Consider the following 18,688-nt stretch of genomic DNA (forward strand, 5'->3'; position numbering starts at 1 on the left):
CAATGTCAAACAAATGTCAAATTCAACTCTTTTCAAAAAGTGAAGCCAGACGTTGAGCCGTGCGACGCCGCGTCAGTACTTCTAGGCAGGGCTGGTGAATTTGGCTGCGCATGTGTTCAAAGTCAGCGGCTTCTTTTTGCAGCAGATTCTGAGCTTCTTCAACCGAAACAGCTTCAAAGCGAATGCGATGGTTCATCTTTCTTTGCACTAATTTGGGAAGATCCACAGAAATAACCGCTCCTATTTTAGCATAGCCGCCTGTCGTCTGGCGATCGGCCAATAAAACAATAGGCTTTCCGTGAGCCGGCACCTGAATGGCCCCAAAAACAGTCGCATCAGAAATAATATCTATCCTATCCTTGTGAGCAACAGACGGACCGTCTAAACGGCAGCCCATCCGGTCAAAATCTTTGGTAACCGTATAAGTTTCCCTCAGAAAAGTCTGCAGACCGTCTTCTGTAAAATAGTGATCTTGCGGTCCTAAAACAACTCTTAAAACAACCTCATCCTGATCAAAATCATCAGCCGGCAGTTTTCTCGATAAAAAGGACGATAGATATAGACGGCTGCTGCGAAAAGGAAGGTAATCATCTGTTTGCAGCTGCCGGCCTTTGAAACCGCCCAGGCCGACTTTGACGTTGGTTGAGCGGCTTCCCATAACCTTTGGGATCCTCAAACCGCCGGAAAAACTGATATAACCCCGCGAACCTGTCCTCGCGCCGCCAAAAGCTAAAACATCACCTGCATGTATATAAAGAGCAGCATACATAGCTACGGGCTCTCCGTTGACTGTCGGCTGAAAGTCCCCGCCGGTGATGGCAACAATGGTATCCTCAGTAAATGCCAAGGTCGGCCCTACCAGAGAAAATTCAAGGACAGCTTCATTTTCAGGATTGTCCAAAAGAAGATTGGCAATTCGAAAAGATCTGACATCCATGACGCCTGAAACACTGAATCCCTGACTTTGATAGCCATTGCGGCCTCTGTCTTGAACAGTTGTCATGAGCCCAGGTTTTATGACTCTAATGCCCATTTCCGCCCTCCTCTCCGGTCAATACAGCAATCTCATAACTGCCGGACACAACAGCCTGATGAATACTGTGATAATCCGATTCATCAATAGCCTTAAACCGAATATAATCACCGGCTCCAAAGATAAACGGCTGTTTTCTTTGAGGGTCATAAGTCTTAAGAGGTGTTCTGCCAATTAAGCGCCAGCCGCCTGGAGAAGCTAAAGGATAGATACCTGTTTGGCTGCCGCCGATGCCAACACTGCCGGCCGCAATAGTCAGTCTTGGATTTTCTAAACGGGGTGTGTGAATTGTTTCATCCAAACCGCCCAAATAAGGGAAGCCCGGCAAAAAGCCCAGCATATAAATCAGATAATCACGGCTGACATGTCTGGCAATGACTTCTGCTTCCGTCACCCCGGCATTCTGAGCGACAAAAGGCAGATCCGGTCCGTACTCTCCGCCATAACAGACAGGAATTTCAATGATACGCTGGCCTTCTTGAGCAGCCGTTATATCTTGCTGCAGCAGCGTTGTTAGCTGGCTGACCAGAGACTTATAAGAAAGAACATGCGGATCGTAGTTGATCAGCAGGGAGGCAAATGCAGGAATGATATCATGAACGCCTTCAATTGACTGTTCTTTCAGCAGCTGAAGTATAGCTTTGATTTTTTGATTTGTCTCCTGCTTAATATCCTGCTCAAATTCAATCAGCAGGGCTGAGTCGCCAGCCAGTCTAATTTTATATTCCATACAAGTCCCCTTTCAGCAAATTGACTATGAGAACAATTGCCCCAAATTCCCTAACGATACTACTCCTAAATAAGCTGTAATGCCAACAACAATAATTCCCAGCCAGAAGAGCCATTTAGGATGCTTATAAGCCGGCCCCATAATGCTTGTTTTTTGGCTGGCAATAAGGCAAATGCCTAACGTTAAAGGTAAAATCAAACCATTTAAGGCACCAGCAACAACCAACAGATTGGCCGGCTGCCCCAAAAAGGCCATGATAAAGGTTGAAATAATGATGAAAATAATCGTAACCGTCTTTTCGTACTTCGCAACTGTCTTGCTCAATGTCTTAAGAAAAGAAACAGAGGTATAGGCCGCGCCAACAATTGACGTTAAGGCTGCGGATAAAAGCACCAGTCCAAAGAAACGGTAGCCAAGTTCGCCGGCTCCCTTTTTAAAAGCATCTGCTGCCGGATTGTTAGGATCTAAAACAGCACCTTTGGCAACAACTCCTAAAATAGCCAGAAACAAGAAAATACGGACAATTGTTGCGATAGAAATACCCATGATGGAACTTTTCTTAACATGATCCAGGTTTTCCTGACCTGTAAAGCCGGCATCAATCAAGCGATGGGCTCCTGCAAAGGTAATGTAGCCTCCAACCGTACCGCCTAAGAGCGTTAAAATCGCATTAAACAGATTTGAAAGGCCGGCTGACGGCATAAAGGTTTCCTTTAAAGCGGTTCCATAAGGAGGATTAACAATAAGAATAACAAGAAAGATAACAAGAATCATCAACCCGCCTAAAACTTTAGTAAAGTTATCCATCGCTGTCATGGCATTTTTAAAGAGAAAAATTAAAATGGCCAGACCGCCAGCCAAGAAATAACCGACTATCGTAGGAAGACCCAATAAAGTATTAAAACCAAGTGCTCCGCCGCCAACATTTCCGATATTAAAAACGAGACCGCCTAAAACAATCAGAAAAGCTAAGACATATCCCAAGCCCGGCAGAAGCTTATTGGCAATATCCTGACCTCTCAAACCGCTGACCGTTAGGACACGCCAAATATTGGTCTGAACAATCAAAGCCAGAGCAATCGAAGCAAGAATTACAAAACCAAAACTGGCTGAAAAATCGCCGGTAAATTTTGCTGTTTGCGTTAAAAAGCCAGGGCCGACAGCAGAGGTAGCCATGATAAAAGCAGCGCCCAAAAGAGGGCCTCTATTTTTCTTTTTGTTGTTCATCCTTTTTCTCCTTTATCAGAATTATTACAGTATAACTATAACCCAAAAAAGATTCGCTGCCAAGGCCAATCTACAAAATGATGTTATAAAATCTAACATCATTTTTTCTGTCACCTGAAAACCCTTACCTATAAACATTCCAATCGCAAATAGTGCGTTTGCCCAGCAAAAAAGCCCTGCATGGTAGTATGCAGAAACTTTTTTTGTTTGAATATATAGAAGGAGGGGGTTCAGGCAGATGCGATATTTACCTGAGTCTAATGATAGCTTTTTCTCTCTTGCATAATTTTAGAAATTGTACGGCAATTATCAGTCATAAAGTTCAGAATCGTGCTGAAACTTTTATAATACAATTCACCCTGTGATCATATATTTTATTTGAAACCAATGCATCCTCAAGGGGAATATAGATTTGAACTGTTTTCACTCTTCCTCAGGATAAATTAGTCCCATTCCCTGCGCAGCTAGGTCATAATATCCATGACGTCTTTAGTATACTAGAAAAAGTTTAGTCATAAAAAATAATTTGAAATACTGAGAAAATTAAAAATGGCAATCACAATAGTGAAAAAATAATAACAATTGCAATAATTCGCTTTTATGCTAAAATACTATCAAGAAAGATAAATATAAGGTACAAAACAGAATGTTAGATCAAAAACAGTTGCTTGTCAAAATTGCAGAAAAATATTATTTAGAAAATAAAACACAAAACCAAATTTCAAAGGAACTTGGAATTCACAGGACAACGATTAGCCGTTTGTTAAAACAATCTAGAGAAGAAGGGATTGTTGAAATTAAAATAAATTATGATACTGCCGGCAATTATGATATAGAAAAAAAACTAGAATCTACTTTTGGTCTGCATAAAGCAATTGTTGTTTCAACTTCCGCAGATATGGCTAGGGCTCAAAAGAATATATTATTGGCTCAGGCCTTAGGCAAGTATTTAGAAACTTTACTTCATGACAATATGACAATTGGTTTTTCATGGGGAGAAACACTATCCGCAGTTGTTAATCATATGCCAAATTTAAATTTATCTAATATTGTTTGTGTCCCCATGATTGGTGGACCATCAGGTAAATTGACCAGTGACTATCATGTGAATACGATCACCTATCAAGCAGCTAAAAAATTAAATGGTCGGGCTTTGTTAATTGATTCACCAGCTATCCCAGAAACAAAATTGCTGGCAAAAGAACTGCTGAAAAATGATTTCAATAAAGAGCTTATTAATCTTTGGGGAAATTTAGATGTTACTATTACAGGGATTGGCAGCATTCTTCTAAATCAGAATAAGGCTTGGCAGGACTTTTATGGTGAAACAATTATTGAAATGATAAAAAAACAGGATGTTGTTGGTGATGTTGTTTCACGATTTTATAATATCGAAGGAGATCACATTGAAAGTGAATTAGATGAGCGCATTATCGGTATTACATTAGAAAAGTTAAGAAAATGTGCTTATCGTATTGGGGTAGCTGAATCTAGTGAAAAAGTTTCGGCAATAATTGGTGCATTGAAAGGCCGCTACATTAATGTTTTGGTAACAAGCGAAGAAACTGCTGAGGAAATCTTGGGTCGTCTATAATTATTTCGAAAGGCTATTATTGATAGTCTTATTTTTATTTTTTCATTATCACAAATGTTATATTTTTTTCAAAAATGTTATTGACTTTTAGAATCATAAGAGTTACACTATGTTTGTAACAAATGTCACGTTTAAATCACATGTGTGAAAGGAGTCAATAAATGAATAGTTGGCTAAATATCACAGGTAAAACCGTTGTCGTCACAGGAGCCTCATCCGGGATTGGCCGGGCAGTTGTCGAAGAATTGCTTGCCTTAGACGTCAATGTTGCAAATTTTGATATTGCAGACAACGACCTTAAACATAACAATCTTTTGTTTCAAAAGGTGGATGTCACCTCCCGTGAACAGGTAGAAGCTGCTGTAGCAGAAACGATTGAGAAATTTGGAACCATTGATGCAGTCGTCAACAATGCAGGCATCAATATTCCGCGGCTGCTGATTGATCCTAAAGATCCTCATGGCAAGTACGAGCTGGACGATGCTGTTTTCGATAAGATTACCAGTATCAATCAAAAAGGTCTCTACCTTGTCAGTCAGGCTGTCGGCCGTATTTTAGTTGATAAAAAAGAGGGGGTTATTATCAATATGGCTTCGGAAGCAGGACTTGAAGGTTCTGAAGGTCAGAGCGCTTATGCAGCAACTAAGGCTGCTGTCTACAGCTATACGCGTTCATGGGCCAAGGAGCTTGGTAAATTTAATGTCCGTGTTGTTGGTATAGCTCCCGGCATCATGGAAGCAACCGGCCTTAGAACACCTGCCTATGAGGAGGCTCTTGGCTATACAAGAGGAAAAACAGCGGAGGAGATTCGTGCCGGCTACTCATCCGTGGGAACCATACCGCTAGGCCGCAGCGGCAAATTAAAAGAAGTAGCTGACTTGGTGGCTTACTACATTTCTGATCGTTCAAGCTACATCACAGGGATTACCACAAATGTGGCAGGCGGCAAAACACGCGGTTAGAAGGAGGAGTGAATGGTTCAAATAATATTAGTGGCTCATGGCTACTTAGCTGCTGAGATGAAAAATTCTGCCGAAATGCTTTTTGGAGAGCTGCCAAATTTACATGCCATTAATTTTGAAATTTCTGATGGGCTGGAAAGTCTGTCCCAAAAAATCTACAGCAAAATGAAAGCGCTTAACACACCGATTTTGATTTTTGCAGATTTGTTTGGCGGAACTCCTTATAATGCCAGCTGCTCTGTTGTACTGCATCATCCAGAACTTGATGCAGAGGTTGTCTCTGGCATGTCTTTGCCGCTGGTGTTAGAAATAGCAGCTGAAACAGATAAAGAACTTAAGGATGTCGCAGCTTCCCTTCCGATATTGGCTAAGGAGGCAGTTAAAGTTTTTGATAGAAATATCCAATTTGATGAAAAGGAGGAATTATCATGAAGATTAAATTAGCTAGGATTGATGATCGTTTAATCCATGGGCAGGTAGCTACTGTCTGGGCTAAAGAAGCCAAGGCAGAGCGCATTATTATTCCAAGTGATGAAGTTGCTAACGATGAAATACGGCGTACTTTAGTTAAACAGGCAGCTCCGCCTGGAATAAAAGTCAATGTGGTATCAATAGAAAAAGCAATCAAAGTCTATCACAATCCCAAATATGATACGGAAACTGTTTTTTATCTTTTTACCAAGCCTCAGGAAGTTGTCGACTTAGTAAAAGGCGGAGTTCCGATCCAAACGATTAATATTGGCGGAATGCAATTTAAGGAAGGGCGAGTACAGGTAACTAAGGCGATTTCGGTTTCCAAAGACGATATTAAGGCTTTCCGTGAACTCATTAAGCTGGGTGTAAAGCTTGACTGCAGGGTAGTCGCTACGGATTCACCTAAGGATTTTGAAGCCCTGCTTAATGAATTAGAAACTGATTAAGCTTTAAAGAAAAGAGGTCATCAAATGGAACTGTCAATTTTACAAATTATTTTAATATTTATTTGGTCAAGTGTGACAGGTATGGGAAGTGTTTTGGATGAGTTTCAGACTCACAGGCCGCTGATTGCCTGTACAGTTACAGGTCTTATTTTAGGAGATATCACTACAGGAATTATTTTAGGCGGAACTCTTGAGTTGATTGCTCTAGGCTGGATGAATATCGGAGCAGCTCAGTCACCGGACTCAGCTCTGGCCAGTGTTATTTCAACCATTTTAGTCATTGTAGGGCATCAGGATATTCAAAAAGGAATTGCCATTGCCTTGCCAGTTGCAGTTGCCGGTCAAGTTTTAACTGTTTTGGTAAGAACCATTACGGTTGCCATACAGCATATCGCTGATAAGGAGGCTGAAAAAGCTAATTTTGGTAAAATTATATTTCTGCATTTCTTTGCCTTAGTTTTTCAGGCCATGCGTGTGGCTATTCCGGCGACCTTGGTAGCGATTTTTGTTGATGCACGTGCTGTTACGAGGATGCTGGATGCTATTCCGGAAGTTATCACAGGCGGTCTTACAGTTGCTGGGGGCATGATTGTTGTTGTCGGCTATGCCATGGTACTAAATATGATGTACATCAAATATTTGGCACCTTTCTTTTTTGCAGGATTTATTTTAGGCGGCTATTTAGATCTCAGTCTATTATCATTTGGTATATTGGGATTAGTTATTGCCGTCATCTATGTTCAATTAAATCCTAATTTTGCGAAGGCTGCCCCTTCACCAGTGGCGGATAGTACCGTTTTAGCTGACGACGAATTGGAAGACTAAGAATAAGGAGGGTATAGATATGGCTAACGGCAAAATGACAGCGGATAAAAAAATAAGCAAACAAGATATGTTTAAAACATTTATCTATTCAAATTTCCAACAAGCTTCTTTTAATTATGAACGAATACATGCTTTAGCTTTTTGTGTAGATATGATTCCAAGTATTAAAAGGCTGTATAAAACAAAAGAGGAACAATCAGCAGCTCTAAAAAGGCACTTAACTTTCTTTAATGTAACTCCTGCCGTATGCGGTCCTGTTATTGGTGTGACGATGGCCATGGAAGAGGCGCGAGCCAATGGCTCAGATTTAGATGATGGTACAATCAGCAGTCTGAAAATTGGTTTGATGGGACCTCTATGTGGCGTCGGAGATCCGCTGATTTGGGGAACCTTACGTCCTGTAACAGCAGCTATTGGTGCTTCTATGGCCTTGACTGGACAGATATTAGGACCGTTGACCTTTTTCCTTGCCTTTAATATCGTACGGCTAGCCATTAAATGGTATGGTTTGACCTACGGCTACAAACAAGGCTTGGGCATTGTCAAAAATCTATCGGGGAACATTCTGCCGAAATTAACAGAAGGGGCGACTATTTTAGGTCTGTTCATCATGGGGGTCTTGGTAACAAAATGGACAAATATAAATGTTTCACTTGTTGCTTACAAAACAGCTGCTAAGAATGGTAAAGAAGTTGTGACAACTGTCCAAAACATTTTAGATCAGCTCGTTCCGGGGCTGCTGCCTTTAGCGTTGACTTTTATTATGATGTATTTCCTAAGAAAAAAGGTCAGTCCTATTGTATTGATTTTTGCTTTATTTGCAGTTGGTATCTTAGGCTACGCTGCAGGCATCTTATCTTAAAAATATAAAAGGGGGAAAATATGAAAACAAAAGCAGTACGACTATATGGGAAAAGAGATTTACGATTAGAAGAATTTGAGCTCCCAGCAATCAAGGATGACGAAATTTTAGCTTCAGTCGTCACAGACAGCATTTGCATGTCATCTTGGAAGTTGGCGAATCAAGGGGAAGAGCATAAAAAAACTCCGGGAGACTTGGTCAATAATCCCATTATCATTGGCCATGAGTTCTGTGGTGAATTGATTCAAGTCGGTAAAAAATGGCAGAACAAATTTAAAAAAGGCCAACGCTACGTTGTTCAGGCCAATTTACAATTGCCAGACCGACCAGACTGTCCGGGATATTCCTATCCTTATACAGGAGGTGATGCAACCTATATTATTCTTGATAAAGATGTTATGGAACAAGGATGTTTAATCATATATGAAGGAGACACGTATTTTGAAGGCTCTTTAGTTGAACCCCTGTCGTGTGTTATTGGAGCCTTTGAAGCTAATTACCATCTGGTTGAAGGCAGCTATAATCATCAAATGGGAATTAAAGAAAACGGAAATATGGTTATTTTAGGAGGGACAGGCCCGATGGGCCTTCTTGCCATTGACTATGCTTTGCATGGCCCGCGTGTTCCTAAGACCTTAATTGTAACAGATATCAATCAAGAGAAGCTTGATCGTGCTCAGGAACTTTATCAAAGCACTGATAAGACAAAACTGATTTTCATAAACACAGAGAAAGTAGAAAATCAAGCGGAAAGTTTGAAGGGAACAATTGGCGGGGAAGGCTTTGATGATGTGTTTGTTTTGGTGCCCTCCGAGCAATTAATAACGGAGGCCTCAAAGCTTTTAAACCCAGACGGCTGTTTAAATTTCTTTGCCGGACCGCAGAAAAAAGATTTCTTTGCCCCCATTAATTTCTATGATATCCATTATTCGTTTACACACTACGTAGGCACATCTGGCGGTAATGTGGAAGACATGCGCAAGGCTGTTCAATTAATTGAAGAAAAGAAAGTCTCTGTCGCCAATATTGTAACACACCTGCTTGGCTTAAACGCCCTAGCAGAAACCACTTTATCACAGCCCGAAATCGGCGGAGGCAAGAAACTCGTTTATACGCATAAAAACTTTGACCGTCTAGCCTTATCTGAAGCTGGCAGCCACGATCCAAAATTAGCACAGCTTCTATCCCAAACCAATGGTATTTGGAGCAAGGAAGCAGAAGATTATATTTTAGATTATTATCCTGAAATCTAAAAACATTACAATTCCCGAATTAATTGATATAATCCTCTTATAGTATTAGTCACAAACTGAGCACTGATATTGTAGGAGGTTTGTCTATATTCATTAGATATCGTAACAATTACAAGTTAAAAGGGAGATTAATATGAATCAGCTAAAACACTACAACTGGGCAACGCTGGGGACAGGCGTTATTGCCAATGAATTGGCACAGGCTTTGGAGACACAGGGCAGAAAACTCTATTCTGTTGCTAACCGAACGCGTGAAAAGGGCATTGCTTTTGCCCAAAAATATGGGATTGAAAAAGTCTACGACAAAATTGATGATGTTTTTGAGGATCCAGAAGTTGATATTATCTACATTTCCACTCCTCACAATACGCATATCAATTTTTTGCGCAAGGCTTTAACGAACGGTAAGCATGTGCTCTGTGAAAAGTCCATTACCCTCAACTCTGAGGAGCTGGCTGAGGCAATTCAGCTGGCTGAAGAAAACCAGGTTGTTTTGGCAGAAGCCATGACGATTTTTCACATGCCCATTTACCGTAAATTAGCAGATATTGTGAATTCCGGTCAGCTGGGCGAACTTAAACTTATCCAGATGAACTTTGGCAGTTATAAAGATTATGACATGACTAACCGCTTTTTCAGCCGTAATTTGGCGGGCGGCGCTTTGTTGGATATCGGTGTTTATGCGCTGTCCTTTGTCCGCTGGTTTATGGCGTCAAGTCCGAAGCAGATCGCTTCACAGGTTCAGCTGGCACCAACCGGTGTGGATGAACAAGCAGGAATCCTTCTAACCAATGATGAAGGCCAGATGGCGACAATTACCCTCAGTCTCCATGCCAAGCAGCCTAAACGCGGAATGATTGCTTACGATAAGGGGTATATCGAACTTTATGAATATCCGCGCGGACAAAAGGCTGTTATCACTTATACCGAGGATGGGCATCAGGAAGTGATTGAGGCCGGAGATACCGCTCAGGCTCTTGTCTATGAAGTGGCTGATATGGAAAAAGCTGTCGCAGGTATCGAAAACACCATGCATCTGGATTACACGCAAGACGTCATGGATATCATGACTCAGCTGCGCAGAGAATGGGGAATTACTTATCCGGAAGAAGAATAGATTTATCAATTTTAAAGCATAGAAAAAACTCCTCTCACAGTATCCAGTGAATAGTTGCTTTTCACTGGCCGCTTATAAGAGGAGCTTTTTTAGAAGTATCACCGTTGAATGATTCTAAGGTGTTTATACAAGCTTGCTAATTAGTTATTAAACGACACGTGGACGTGATCCATGTGGTTGGCCGTATCGCTGCCGCGGTCAGGCATTTGGTTCCAAGTATTGGCAGCGCCGTAAACGTTATCTGTCGGTCCATAGAATTTTTGCTGATAAATCACATAAGAGATGTTATTTTCCGCCATGGTTGAAGTGGCATAATCGGCAATTTGCTGACCCAGATTAGTATCATCATAAACCATAACATCAACAGCATTGCCTGTACCATGGTCGCCGCTGTCTCCTTCACGGACACCGCCGATATCAGTAACACCATAAGTACTTGCTACCTTGTTCGCAAAATTTGCTGCTGACGGCTGAAGACCTGTGGTATCAACACTTGTTTGTGTTTGCTCTGCTGTTTCTGTCGCTGTTGAAGTTTGAGCAGATGAGGTATCCGTCGTTGCTGTTTGGTTGGCAGCCGGTGCTTGTGTCTGTGCTTGTACCGCTGAATTAGCTGTGTCTGCAGCGTTTGTTTGTGCGGTAGATACAGGTGCTGAAGCAGATTCTGCAGCGGACGTTTGAGCTGCAGTTGGTGCGACTGATGCGGTTTCCTGAGCTGGTGTATTATCTGTCTGAGCCGGTACTGACGGAGCTGCAGAGTCTGAAGTACTTGGAGCTGAACTTGCGGCAGGCTGAGCCGGAGCGGCCGCCTGCTCTGCCGGTGCTGAGGCTTCAGCAGCCGGTGCTTGGCTTGCGGCTGGAGTTTCTACAGCATCTAAGGAAGTTGTTGTACCTTCGACAGTCACTTCATTAGTAGAAAAATCAACCGATGCTGACTGACCTGAAGCACCGCTGTTGTCTGCACCTTCAACTGTGATTCCTGTAGCATTGTGCTGTGCATCATAGTTTACTGTGATGGTGGTGCCCGGAAAAATCAGATTAATATTGGCGATTTGATTGACCTTGGCTAAGATATTGACATCAACAGACATGGCATCTGCAATGGTACTGAGGGTATCTCCGTATTGAACAGTATAAGTGGTTTGGCTTCCTTGACTGACTAAGTCTGTTTTGACTTCTTCGACTGAGCGCGGTGCCCAGTTGGCTGTTTTATCATCTGCTTTGGCTTCAAAGGCAGCAAAAAGAGATAAAGCAAGCGTTGAGGGTAATAGCATTTTTTTATTGAGTTTCATGTTATAGTCCCTTTCTTTTTTTGAGATAGTAATTATCCTAACATAGATTTTTTTAAATAGCATTACAAACGCCCGCCTTAACAGAACTATCTTACTGCTGTAATATCTTGTTGCATTTGTCATATAAAATGCATGTTCTGAATCGATTTTTTTGAACAATTTTAGCTGTTATCTTTTGGGATTTCTGCCTTTGGCAGCTGTCCAGATCGTATTTGACGGGCAGCAAAGACAGCAAAACAAAACAACCCAACAAAAGTTGGGCTGTTTTTAGGAGATTTATGAAAAAGAAAAGTTTTGGAATCCTATTGCTAGGATGACTATAGTATACGAGCGCTAGCTTAAGCTGTCCTTAAAATTTTCTTGCAGAAAGCTTAAAGTAAAATCAAAAGGTATCTTACGCAGATTAATTCTCTAGATTATCTCACGAAGTAATCACAAATATAGTCTTTCCCTGATAGACTTGGATAGTTTACATCATACTTTTCTTTTACTAATTTACAGTAACCATTCGTATCTACAGAATACTCTTGGTAAATTTTTTCATCAGCGGTAGTAGTATAATATATTTTCAATAATGGAGGAACGTGAGTGAATGTTTCTTTTGCATTTTTATTGTTTTTTGACAAATAAGCAAAAATGGCATCTTGATGTTCTTTTGATACGACGTATATTTTTTGATCCTCGCTTAACTTTGGGATAGCTACATAACTTCCTTGATTGCCAAATTGGATTTGCAGATCAAAGACAGGACGGTTGTTTTGAATTTCAAAGGATAACGCTTTATCCCTTTTACCCTCCTCAAAATAAAAATTTTTAAAGGCATGTACCGCCAGTTTTTTGCTGTTTTCTTTGCGGTGAATCAATCCAAACCAATATTTATCTTGATAATAGATAGGGCAGCCGGGTTTGATATCCTGATAATCGTATTCTAAAAACAACTTTGGCCGCTGCCCTTTGAGATTTTTTTCATTTTCCAGATAGAGCTGAAAATGAATAACAACCAATGAAATCACAATGCCTGTCATGGCACCGTAGAAACTTAGCCAATCTCCCAAGTTGGTATTCAATAAGCCGGAAATGGCTGATAAGATAATTGAAAATAGCGGCCCGGAAAGGACAACTAATGCAATAAGCAACAGTAAAACTCTGCTATTTTTCCTAAAGTATTTTAACATAACAAATCTCCTCTCCCCCAAAGGGAGTGGGACAAAAATCAGTAAATCGTGATAAAATCACGATTTTGATTTTGTTGTCCCACCTCCGCACAGTTGATTAGGTTGGTCGCTATCACTTGCACAGCAAGGGATAAGGACCAACCTAATCAACCACTGCGTCAATCTGGAATAATGCCAAAGAGTCTGGACTTTTGCCCCAGACTTGTCTTTTTATTATCAGTGTCTAAAATGCCTTACTCCTGTAAACACCATGGCAATGCCATATTTGTCAGCTGCTTCGATGACTTCTTGGTCACGGACGGAGCCACCGGGCTGGACAATGGCCTTGATGCCTGCGGCTGCGATTTCTTCCACATTGTCTGCGAATGGGAAGAAGGCGTCACTGGCAAGAACGGCGCCGTCAAGGCGATCCGCTGCGTGTTCAAGAGCAATCTTAACGGCACCGACACGGTTGGTCTGACCTGGGCCAACGCCAAGAGTCATGCGATCGTTAGCCACCAAGATGCCGTTTGATTTGACATACTTGATAGCTTTCCAAGCAAATTCAAGGGCTGTCTGCTCACGCGCATCTGGTTGGCGCTTGGTTACAACCTCCCAATCAGCTGGATTTTCCTTGATGACATCTTGGTTTTGCACCAACATACCGCCGACTACGCCGGTATATTCTTTTTCGGCTTCGCTCTCTGCTTGAGCATCAAAGGGCAGTTCCAAGATACGCAGGTTTTTCTTTTTCGTCGTGAGAATAGCCAGCGCTTCGTCTGAGTATGAAGGCGCAATGATGATTTCTAAGAAAATGCTGTGCATTTTTTCTGCGGTAGCTGCATCCACCTCACGGTTGAGAACGACAATCCCGCCAAAAATCGAAACAGGATCCGCAGCGTAAGCATTGTCCCAAGCCCCTTCGATCGTGTCGGCCTGACCGATACCGCAAGGGTTCATGTGCTTGAGAGCAACGACCGTCGGCTTGTTGGTGAAGTCGCGAATAATGCGAATGGCCGCATCAGCATCACGAATGTTATTGAAGGACAGCTCCTTACCATTGAGCTGTTTAGCTGACGCGATGGAATAAGCCGTTGGAATAGCTGACTGATAGAAATCCGCATTTTGCTGTGGATTCTCACCATAACGCATAGGCTGTTTGAGGTCGTAAGTGAGCGTTAATTTTTCAGGTTTTGTCTCACCAACCTGTGCTGTAAAGTAGTCCGCAATCAAAGCATCGTAAGCTGCCGTATGGCGGTAAACCTTGGCCGCCAAGCGCTGACGAGTAGCATAAGCTGTCTCACCATCTGCCTTGAGTTCATCAAGCACCGCCGCATAGTCAGCCGGATCTACGACAACCGTCACACTGGCATGGTTTTTGGCTGCTGAACGAAGCATTGATGGTCCGCCGATGTCGATATTTTCCACAGCGTCCGCATAGGTCACATCAGGCTTTAAAATCGTTTCCTTGAAAGGATAGAGGTTGACCACCACAAGGTCAATGAGTTCAATCTTGTTATCTTTGGCAGCCTGCAAATGGCTGTCTAAGTCACGGCGAGCCAAAAGCCCACCATGAATGTTAGGATGAAGAGTCTTGACACGGCCATCCATCATCTCCGGAAAACCTGTCACATCGTCAATAGCGATGGTTGCTACCCCTGCATTGTCAAGAGCTGTTTTTGTACCGCCAGTTGAGATAATCTCCCAACCAAGGGCTGTCAATTCTTGGGCAAAGTCTACAATGCCTGCTTTATCAGATACACTGATCAGTGCACGTTTTGTCATAATTAAGATACCAAGTCCGACCAGAAAGCGACTGAAAAATAGGAAACTCGACGAGCGATATTTTTCTGTTTTCTAAGCCTTCCAGACGGGGTCAATTCCTTTCTTTTCTGTTATAAAAATAGCTGTGCGGTAGGGAAATTAAACTCCTAAAATAAACAAGCCAGCTAAAATGGAGAGTGCTAAACCTCCTAAAACGATACCTAAAAGATTAACAAGTAGACGTACCTTACTTGGAAAGATTCTGCGCAGAAGAATGAGAATGCCCACCCCACAGACAACTCCAGACGTATTCATCAGCAAGTCCGTCACATCTGCATTGCCGATGGTCAAGATAAACTGCAGGATTTCATAGCAGAAACTAAGCAGAAATCCGACGAGAATCACCTTTTGACCAGACCAACTTTCTTTGACCAAAGGCAGGGCTACACCGAAGGGGATAAAGCAGAGCGTGTTAAACAACATCTCAGAAAATGCGATATCACCATTCACTACCATAGGTGAGGCAAAGGGTATCCAGTTTACGCTCCGCTCATTTTCAAAAAACGGAATCCACCTCAACTGCGTTTCAAACTTAAAGAGAATACCCCACGTCAATATCAAAAGGTAAACAGCAAAAATAATTTTCGTTAATTTAACACTTTTCATAGCAGCTGCTTTCTCTCCACTCCCAACTCTCTCAATACCTCTGGATACAGCTGATATTCTGCTTCATGTATCCGTGCTTCGAAAGTTTCGATAGTGTCGTCAGCTAGTCGCGGCACTCGGACTTGTTTGATGACCTGTCCTGTATCAACACCTGAGTCTACCCAATGGACGGTCACGCCGGATTGGTCAACACCCGCCTGCCAAGCATCTTCGATACCGTGAGCACCTGGAAATTCCGGCAGATAAGCTGGGTGGATATTGATAATGCGCCCCTCATAGGCTGAAAGCAGCGTCGGCCCAACAATCTTCATATAGCCAGCCAGCACCACCAGATCAATAGCATGTTTGCTAAGGAGGTCAATGATAGCTGCTTCATAATCTTCTTTGCAGTCAAATTCCTTCAGTTCAAAGGCATAACTCTTCACACCCAGATTTTTAGCGCGCTCCAGTACATAAGCATCTCTGTGATCCGCAAAAACAAAGGCTACTGGAAACTGCTCTGCAATGATCTGAAAATTTGAGCCGTTGCCGGAAGCAAAGACTGCGATTTTTTTTGCCATTATCTTATCACCACACTAGCGCCCGCTTTTTCCACGATACGGCCGAGCTCATATACAGGCTCGTCCAAGAGTTCTTTGACACGCGCCACGTTTTCCGGGCTGACGGCCAGCATGAGACCAATCCCCATGTTAAAGATTTCAAACATTTCTTTGTGTTTAATCTCACCGTATTTTTCAAGAGCCTTGAAAATCGGCAAAACCGGAACCTTATCTTCCTCGATTTCAGCGGCCAAATTATCCGCAAACATTCGCGGTACATTTTCGACGAAGCCGCCGCCCGTGATATGGGCAATCCCATTAACCAAGCCTTCTTTTACCAAAGGCAGGACTGCTTTGACGTAAATCCGAGTTGGTTCAAGCAGGACATCTTTGAGTTTTTTGCCTTCTAATTCCGGCAGCACTTCTTCACCGGTATAGTCTGCAAAGACACGGCGCACCAAGGAATAACCGTTAGAATGAATACCGCTTGATGCCAGACCCAGCAGAACATCACCGGCTTTGACCTTTGAACCGTCAATAATCTGTGATTTCTCCGCAATTCCAACGGCAAAACCGGCTAAATCGTAATCGTCCTCGCCGTACATGCCGGGCATTTCAGCCGTCTCACCGCCGATAAGGGCAGCGCCGGCCTGCACACAGCCTTCAGCCACACCGGCAACCACCTGTTCCAATTTGGCAGGTTCATTTTTACCGGTTGCCACATAATCAAGGAAGTAAAGCGGTTCGGCCCCTGCAGCGATGATGTCATTGACACACATAGCCACACAGTCCTGCCCAATCGTGTCGTGTTTATCGTACTTGATAGCAAGCATGAGCTTGGTTCCGACACCGTCTGTGCCTGAGATAAGAACAGGCTCTTTAACATCGGTTGCTGTCAAATCAAACATGCCGCCAAAGCCGCCCAGTGCTCCCATAACACCCAGACGCTCCGTGCGAGCCACGTGTTTTTTGATCCGTTCAACAACTTCATAGCCCGCTTCAACATCAACACCAGATTTTGCATAAGCATTTTTTTCTGTCATAATCGTTACCTTTTCATTTGTATTGCTTGTATAAAAAAGTCCTCTGCTTTTTAAAACATGCCAAAAGCTACTTCACTTCATCAATAAAGAAACTTGTTTTTTCCTTTAAACTCTTAAGATAGGCTTTTTCATAGTCATAGAGCGGTGTCGGATACTTACCATCGAAATAAGCCACACAAAGACCGCCATTGGGTGCCTCTGTTTGCAGCCCGATAGACTCAATCAAGCCATCAATAGACAAGTAGGTCAGACTGTCTGCCCCAATAATCTGCCGGATTTCATCAACGGTATGGTTAGCCGCAATCAATTCGCGGCGGCTCTGAATGTCAATACCGTAAAAACAAGGGTACTTAAGCGGCGGACTGGCAATAGCAACATGAACCTCAGCTGCACCGGCATCCCGCAGCAGCTGGACAATACGGCGGCTGGTCGTCCCGCGGACAATAGAATCATCTACCATAACCACGCGCTTGCCTTTGACAATGCTGGACACGGCCGACAGCTTCATACGAACCCCCTGCTCGCGCAATTCCTGCGTCGGCTGAATAAAGGTTCGCTGAGTGTATTGATTTTTAATCAGACCCATTTCATTTGGCAAACCCGATTCTTCGGAAAATCCGCTGGCAGCTGAAAGCGAGGAGTTGGGGACCCCAACGACAATATCTGCTTCATGTGCAAATTCCTGAGCCAAACGCCGGCCGGTATTTTTCCGAGCGGTATGCACATTCACTCCGTGAATAACAGAATCAGGACGTGAGAAATAGATATATTCCATGGAGCAGATAGACAGCTGAGTCTCATCTGTGTAACTGTCATAATGAACCCCGGATTCATCAATAATGGCAATCTCTCCCGGTTTTAAATCACGCAGCCACTCGGCACCAATAACTTCAAAAGCACAGGTTTCGCTGGAAACCACAATCGCTCCGTTAGCCGTCTGACCAATGGAAAGCGGTCTGAAACCATTAGGGTCCAGAGCGGCAATGATTTTATCTTCCAGCATAAGCAGGTAAGCAAAACCGCCTTTTACCTTATTGAGTGCTTCTTTCACCTTATCAACAAAGTCAGTCTTGTGACTGCGGCGGATCAAATGGGCTAGAATTTCTGTGTCCGATGATGATGAAAAGATAGCTCCGTCTTGCTCCAATTCCCTTTTCAGCGTTTTGGTGTTGGTCAGATTGCCATTATGAGCCAGCCCAAAAGCCATGTCATAGAATTTGAAATGAAAGGGCTGAATGTTGTCAATCGAGGCTTCTCCCGTAGTTGCATAGCGAACATGCCCAATTGCTGCCTGACCTTTAAGTTTGTCTAAGTCAGCCGGATCTTTAAACACCTCTGATACCAGACCTGTGTCACGGTGACGCAGGAGCTTGCCTTGATCATTGGATAGAATACCGGCTCCCTCCTGCCCGCGGTGCTGTAAACTGTGAAGCCCAAAATAGGTCACTTGTGCAGCTTGAGGATGGCCCCAAATACCGAACAATCCACATTCTTCATTAAGAGATTTTATTTCGTATGTCATTTTTGCATATACCTTTTATTTTTTAAACCTTTCCTTAGGCAGCACGGATGAAAGGTAAAACAGTCCGCCGGACTGTTTTAGAAATCCATGGAAAGTCAGTCTTAACATAGCAAAATTTCTGAGGAAGTAAAACACAAATCGTAATTTTGCACTTTCGCTTTCTTTGCTGAGACCAAAAGCAGCTTTTT

Annotated in this window: 18 protein-coding genes; 8 read left to right on the forward strand and 10 right to left on the reverse strand. The window is 42.8% G+C overall.

Annotated elements, in window-relative coordinates:
* Positions 1 to 22 precede the first annotated feature (22 nt).
* The 3 genes from AC4HAF_RS07700 to AC4HAF_RS07710 are packed head-to-tail and all read right to left on the reverse strand — an operon-like array spanning position 23 to position 2,990.
* Positions 23 to 1,033, reverse strand: a complete 1,011-nt coding sequence (locus AC4HAF_RS07700) for a 5-oxoprolinase subunit C family protein (RefSeq protein WP_491097290.1) — start codon at positions 1,031 to 1,033, stop codon at positions 23 to 25.
* Entirely contained in the window at positions 1,023 to 1,763 is a 741-nt protein-coding gene (gene pxpB / locus AC4HAF_RS07705) for a 5-oxoprolinase subunit PxpB (RefSeq protein ID WP_491097291.1), read from the reverse strand. Before pxpB ends, AC4HAF_RS07700 begins: the two co-directional genes overlap by 11 nt.
* A 24-nt stretch (positions 1,764 to 1,787) precedes the next feature.
* Complete coding sequence (locus AC4HAF_RS07710) at positions 1,788 to 2,990, reverse strand: NRAMP family divalent metal transporter (protein WP_491097292.1); 1,203 nt, start codon at positions 2,988 to 2,990, stop codon at positions 1,788 to 1,790.
* A 646-nt stretch (positions 2,991 to 3,636) separates the two neighbouring features.
* Between AC4HAF_RS07710 and AC4HAF_RS07715 the strand changes: the two genes are divergently transcribed.
* From AC4HAF_RS07715 to AC4HAF_RS07750, 8 genes are all read left to right on the forward strand, one after another.
* Positions 3,637 to 4,584, forward strand: a complete 948-nt coding sequence (locus AC4HAF_RS07715) for a sugar-binding transcriptional regulator (RefSeq protein ID WP_491097293.1) — start codon at positions 3,637 to 3,639, stop codon at positions 4,582 to 4,584.
* Between the two features lie 161 nt (positions 4,585 to 4,745).
* On the forward strand, positions 4,746 to 5,546 hold the full coding sequence (locus tag AC4HAF_RS07720) for an SDR family oxidoreductase (RefSeq protein WP_491097294.1): 801 nt from the start codon (positions 4,746 to 4,748) through the stop codon (positions 5,544 to 5,546).
* A gap of 12 nt (positions 5,547 to 5,558) precedes the next feature.
* Positions 5,559 to 5,978 carry a PTS sugar transporter subunit IIA gene (locus tag AC4HAF_RS07725; protein WP_491097295.1) on the forward strand — a complete coding sequence of 140 codons (420 nt, stop codon included), beginning with the start codon at positions 5,559 to 5,561 and terminating at the stop codon, positions 5,976 to 5,978.
* Positions 5,975 to 6,466 (forward strand): PTS sugar transporter subunit IIB, encoded by a 492-nt coding sequence (locus tag AC4HAF_RS07730; RefSeq protein WP_491097296.1) that lies wholly within the window; start codon positions 5,975 to 5,977, stop codon positions 6,464 to 6,466. Before AC4HAF_RS07725 ends, AC4HAF_RS07730 begins: the two co-directional genes overlap by 4 nt.
* Positions 6,467 to 6,490: 24 nt before the next feature.
* Complete coding sequence (locus tag AC4HAF_RS07735) at positions 6,491 to 7,291, forward strand: PTS mannose/fructose/sorbose transporter subunit IIC (protein WP_491097297.1); 801 nt, start codon at positions 6,491 to 6,493, stop codon at positions 7,289 to 7,291.
* A 19-nt stretch (positions 7,292 to 7,310) separates the two neighbouring features.
* Positions 7,311 to 8,153 carry a PTS system mannose/fructose/sorbose family transporter subunit IID gene (locus AC4HAF_RS07740; protein WP_491097298.1) on the forward strand — a complete coding sequence of 281 codons (843 nt, stop codon included), beginning with the start codon at positions 7,311 to 7,313 and terminating at the stop codon, positions 8,151 to 8,153.
* A gap of 20 nt (positions 8,154 to 8,173) precedes the next feature.
* Positions 8,174 to 9,406, forward strand: a complete 1,233-nt coding sequence (locus AC4HAF_RS07745) for a zinc-binding dehydrogenase (RefSeq protein WP_491097299.1) — start codon at positions 8,174 to 8,176, stop codon at positions 9,404 to 9,406.
* 133 nt (positions 9,407 to 9,539) lie between these two features.
* Positions 9,540 to 10,523, forward strand: coding sequence for a Gfo/Idh/MocA family protein (locus AC4HAF_RS07750; protein ID WP_491097300.1), 984 nt, complete (start codon positions 9,540 to 9,542; stop codon positions 10,521 to 10,523).
* 140 nt (positions 10,524 to 10,663) lie between these two features.
* Here AC4HAF_RS07750 and AC4HAF_RS07755 read toward each other — a convergent pair whose 3' ends face one another.
* The 7 genes from AC4HAF_RS07755 to purF all read right to left on the reverse strand — a co-directional run bounded on the left by AC4HAF_RS07755 (position 10,664) and on the right by purF (position 18,500).
* Positions 10,664 to 11,812, reverse strand: a complete 1,149-nt coding sequence (locus AC4HAF_RS07755; protein WP_491097301.1) for a LysM peptidoglycan-binding domain-containing protein — start codon at positions 11,810 to 11,812, stop codon at positions 10,664 to 10,666.
* A gap of 416 nt (positions 11,813 to 12,228) precedes the next feature.
* Complete coding sequence (locus tag AC4HAF_RS07760) at positions 12,229 to 12,987, reverse strand: hypothetical protein (RefSeq protein ID WP_491097302.1); 759 nt, start codon at positions 12,985 to 12,987, stop codon at positions 12,229 to 12,231.
* A 216-nt stretch (positions 12,988 to 13,203) separates the two neighbouring features.
* A complete protein-coding gene (gene purH, locus AC4HAF_RS07765) occupies positions 13,204 to 14,751 on the reverse strand; it encodes a bifunctional phosphoribosylaminoimidazolecarboxamide formyltransferase/IMP cyclohydrolase (protein WP_491097303.1) in 1,548 nt (515 codons plus the stop codon).
* Between the two features lie 138 nt (positions 14,752 to 14,889).
* Positions 14,890 to 15,396: a VanZ family protein gene (locus tag AC4HAF_RS07770; RefSeq protein ID WP_491097304.1), complete on the reverse strand. Its 507-nt coding sequence runs from the start codon at positions 15,394 to 15,396 to the stop codon at positions 14,890 to 14,892.
* Entirely contained in the window at positions 15,393 to 15,956 is a 564-nt protein-coding gene (gene purN / locus AC4HAF_RS07775; protein WP_491097305.1) for a phosphoribosylglycinamide formyltransferase, read from the reverse strand. Before purN ends, AC4HAF_RS07770 begins: the two co-directional genes overlap by 4 nt.
* A complete protein-coding gene (gene purM, locus AC4HAF_RS07780) occupies positions 15,956 to 16,978 on the reverse strand; it encodes a phosphoribosylformylglycinamidine cyclo-ligase (protein WP_491097306.1) in 1,023 nt (340 codons plus the stop codon). Before purM ends, purN begins: the two co-directional genes overlap by 1 nt.
* 67 nt (positions 16,979 to 17,045) lie before the next feature.
* On the reverse strand, positions 17,046 to 18,500 hold the full coding sequence (gene purF, locus AC4HAF_RS07785; RefSeq protein ID WP_491097307.1) for an amidophosphoribosyltransferase: 1,455 nt from the start codon (positions 18,498 to 18,500) through the stop codon (positions 17,046 to 17,048).
* Between the last annotated feature and the right edge of the window lie 188 nt (positions 18,501 to 18,688).

The organism is Streptococcus sp. ELY_90 (genome assembly GCF_058314475.1).